The 3588-nt window shown below is 67.6% G+C and carries 3 protein-coding genes and 2 pseudogenes; 4 read left to right on the top strand and 1 reads right to left on the bottom strand.

The features are described from left to right. From WAW17_RS19610 to WAW17_RS19595, 4 genes and pseudogenes are all read left to right on the top strand, one after another. A pseudogene (locus WAW17_RS19610) lies at nucleotides 1-370 on the top strand (alpha/beta hydrolase); the annotation flags it as partial. Continuing rightward, nucleotides 367-906: a GNAT family N-acetyltransferase gene (locus WAW17_RS19605; protein ID WP_422334591.1), complete on the top strand. Its 540-nt coding sequence runs from the start codon at nucleotides 367-369 to the stop codon at nucleotides 904-906. The pseudogene WAW17_RS19610 and the gene WAW17_RS19605, both read left to right, overlap by 4 nt. Beyond that, nucleotides 903-1685, top strand: a complete 783-nt coding sequence (locus tag WAW17_RS19600; RefSeq protein WP_422334590.1) for an esterase/lipase family protein — start codon at nucleotides 903-905, stop codon at nucleotides 1683-1685. Before WAW17_RS19605 ends, WAW17_RS19600 begins: the two co-directional genes overlap by 4 nt. Then, nucleotides 1682-3184 carry a long-chain-fatty-acid--CoA ligase gene (locus WAW17_RS19595; RefSeq protein WP_422334589.1) on the top strand — a complete coding sequence of 501 codons (1503 nt, stop codon included), beginning with the start codon at nucleotides 1682-1684 and terminating at the stop codon, nucleotides 3182-3184. Before WAW17_RS19600 ends, WAW17_RS19595 begins: the two co-directional genes overlap by 4 nt. Nucleotides 3185-3389: 205 nt before the next feature. Here the strand turns inward: WAW17_RS19595 and WAW17_RS19590 are convergent. Next, nucleotides 3390-3588 (bottom strand): annotated as a pseudogene (locus tag WAW17_RS19590) (RES domain-containing protein); the annotation flags it as partial.

Genomic DNA, 3588 nt, shown 5'->3' with positions numbered 1-3588 from the left:
CTACGTCGCCGCGTACCGCGCGATGATCGGGTGGGCAACCGACCACATTCCGTTGCCCGGCGGTGTCGCCCGGCAGATCGCGGTGATGGTTCGGGACAACTCGATCGTCAACGACACGCTGGTCGTCGGTGGTGACCGCGTACACCTCTCCGACATCACGGTGCCGTTCTTGACCGTGCTGGGCAATCGTGACCACATCGTGCCGGAGGCGTCCGCCGGTCCGCTGCTCGACCTGATCGGCTCGCCCGACAAACACGAGGTGCGCCTCGATGGTGGGCACGTCGGACTGCTCGTCGGCCGAACGGCCACCAAGACCACCATCCCCAGGATCATCGATTTCCTCATCCAACGAAGTGAGATACAGGAATGAACATCGTCGCGTTGGGCCGGGGGCACACCGACGCCCTGATCGAGTTCTTCGGCCGATTGCCCGCCGGGGACCTGACGCTCATGAGGGAGGACGTCACCGAGCCGGACACGGTTCGCGGTTGGGCGGCCCGCCCGGCGCACTGGGTCGCGCTCGACGATGCCGCGGTCATCGGATTCGCCGCGGTGCGCCCGCTGCCCAGCTGGTCCGACCACGTCGGCGAACTGCGACTCGTTGTCGACTCGGCCCATCGACGGGTCGGCATCGGCCGCGCGCTGGCCCGCCACGCACTCACCGACGCGATCCGCGGAGGCCGCCGCAAGGTCGTCGTCGAGCTCGCCGCAGACCAGGAGCACGCGGTGGCGATGTTCGGTTCGCTCGGCTTCACAGGCGAGGCGCTGCTGCGCGACCACATCCGCGATCGCCAGGGGAACCTGCGCGACCTGATTATGCTCGCTCACTTCGTCGATGCCACCTGGTCGTCCATGGACGCCATCGGGGTCAGTGCCGAACTCGGCCTCGAGGGAAACACCCCATGACCGGAACGACGCAACGAGGCCACACGGCGCCGGGCGACCTGCTCTATTTCACCGACCCCGCGCGCGCGGCCGTCGACTATGCGCTCCTGGCCTACTCTGCACCGCTGCTGGCCGCACTTCCGCGTGGGGACAAACACCCTGTCCTCGTGCTCCCCGGATTGAACACGAGTGATGCCTCGACCTACACCCTGCGCACCGTCGTCCGAGGGCTCGGATACCGGACGTACGGGTGGCGGCTCGGCCGCAACATCGGCCCCACGAGCAAGGCGGTGCACGGCATGCAGGCGCGGCTCGACTACCTGAGCAACCGCTACCAGGAGCCGGTCACGCTCATCGGGTGGAGTCTCGGCGGTATCTTCGCGCGCAAACTTGCCCGCCGCACCCCGCAGGCGGTTCGACAGGTCATCACCCTGGGCAGCCCGATCCGGCTCGCCCGGCACGAACAAAGCCGCGCCAACCGTCTGTTTCATCGCCATTCCCACCTGCACATCGAGCCGTTGGATCTGCCGCTCGAATACGGCGCAGGACCGCTTCCGGTGCCCGCCACGTCGATCTACTCCAAGCTCGACGGGATCCTCGCCTGGCGGGCCTGCCTGGACGAACCCGCCCCCCGCGCCGAGAACATCGCCGTTCTTGCCAGTCACTTCGGCATCACCAGTCACCCGGCGGCGCTGTGGGCGGTCGCGGACCGGCTCGCCCAACCTGTCGACCGATGGACCCCGTTCCGGCCCCCGTCACTACTCCGAATGGCCTACCCTGCACCCGAAAGCCGATCATGACCAACCTCGCCCACATCCTGACCGAGTCCGCGCGCCGTCATCCCGACCGGCCCGCGATCCTTCTCGACGATCTCGTCATCAGCTATGCCGAACTCGATGAACTGACCGCCCGGGCGGCGGGCTGGCTACAGGCCCGCGGCGTCCGACCGGGCGACCGAGTCGGGATCGCCCTGCCGAACGTCGTGGCGTTCCCGGTTCTCTACTACGGCGCGCTACGGGTCGGCGCGACGGTCGTGCCGATGAATCCGCTCCTCAAAGCTCGCGAGATCGAGCACCACCTCCGCGATTCCGGTGCCGAGCTGGCGCTGGTGTGGAGCTCTGTCGCTGCCGAGGCGGAACCCGCGGCCGCAGCGACCGGCACCGACATCGTGATCCTCGATGACGACACCCTCGCGGCCGGCGCCGCCTGGCCGTTAACGCCGGCGGTCACCGCCCGCGACGACGCCGACACGGCGCTCATCCTCGACCCCTCGCGCACGACCGGCACCCCGAAAGGCGCACAGCTCACCCACGCGAATCTGTACCGCAACACCACCACCTTCGTCGGCATGCTCGACTTCGGCCAGGACGACGTGGTGCTCGGTTGCCTTCCGTTTTTTCACGCATTCGGGCAGAGCAACGTACTGAACGCGTCCATCGCGGCCGGCGCGAGCGTGTCGCTGGTGCCGCGATTCGAGGCCGCAGCGGTATTGCACCTCATCGAACGCCACCGGGTGACCCTGTTCGCGGGCGTCCCCACGATGCATGTTTCCCTGCTCCACACCGACACCGAGCAGGTGGACACCTCCAGTCTGCGGATGTGTGTCTCGGGAGGTGCCGCGCTGCCGGTCGAGGTGCTGCGCGGCTTCGAGAACACCTTCGGCGCACCGATCCTCGAAGGCTACGGACTGTCCGAGACGTCCCCGACCGCCACGTTCAACCGGTTCGGGCACACCAAGGCCGGGTCGATCGGACTGCCGATCGACGGTGTGGAGATGAAGCTGGTCAACCGGGACGGCACCGAAACCCCACCCGGTGAGGTCGGTGAAATCGTCATCCGCGGCCACAATGTGATGAAGGGCTACTGGGATCGGCCCGATGCCACTGCGGTCGTGATCATCGACGGCTGGTTTCATACGGGCGACATGGCCACCCGCGACGACGACGGCTTCTACTTCATCGTCGACCGCAAGAAGGACCTCATCATCCGCGGTGGCTACAACGTCTACCCACGCGAGATCGAAGAAGTGCTCTACGAACACCCTGCAGTGCGCGAAGTCGCAGTCATCGGGGTGCCGCATCCCACCCACGGTGAGGAGGTCGTCGCGGCGATCACGTTACGGCCCGATGCGCAGGCGACTCCCGACGAGTTGCGCGAGTTCGTCAAGGCCCGGGTCGCCGCGTACAAGTATCCGCGCCACATCTGGCTTGCCGACAAGCTGCCCAAGGGTGCGACCGGCAAGATCCTCAAACGCGAAATCGATTTCCCTGCGGACATTCTCGGATCGTCGGCGCGGTGATCGAGAACCGACCCGACCGTTGCACCGGCCGCGTAGTGCCGAGTCAACGCCGCCACCACCGCAACATCCGAAACCGCCGCGAGGGTCGTGGTCGGCAACCGGAACGTCACACCCGCACCCTCTCACCCCCAGACACCGGCCGCCGGCCGCCGGGAACCGAACCAGGTATCCGGATCGACTCCACCCCGTCTTGGTCGGCGCAACCTCAGACGAGGGTGTAGCCGATCACCTCCGCGGCCGCAGCGAGACGGCGTTGCAGACCGGGATGCGCGAGCGGGTTCGACGTCGCCGGCCGGACGGGGAAGGCATCGGCGGCCGGGGGGAACAGCGCTGCACACGGGCCGCCGGAAAACCGACCCCGGTACAGCAGCCCATCGAGCCCGGGGTGCGCCGCCGCAATGGTG

The organism is Rhodococcus sp. (in: high G+C Gram-positive bacteria) (genome assembly GCF_049286785.1).
Classification (GTDB): Bacteria; Actinomycetota; Actinomycetes; order Mycobacteriales; family Mycobacteriaceae; genus Rhodococcus_F.
The sequence above is the reverse complement of the archived record's forward strand: the minus strand, read 5'-3'. Positions and strand labels throughout refer to the sequence as shown.

Coding starts and splice junctions, on each gene's coding strand:
- WAW17_RS19600 (WP_422334590.1), top strand. CDS start 903: ATGACCGGAACGACGCAACGAGGCCACACGGCGCCGGGCGACCTGCTC.
- WAW17_RS19605 (WP_422334591.1), top strand. CDS start 367: ATGAACATCGTCGCGTTGGGCCGGGGGCACACCGACGCCCTGATCGAG.
- WAW17_RS19595 (WP_422334589.1), top strand. CDS start 1,682: ATGACCAACCTCGCCCACATCCTGACCGAGTCCGCGCGCCGTCATCCC.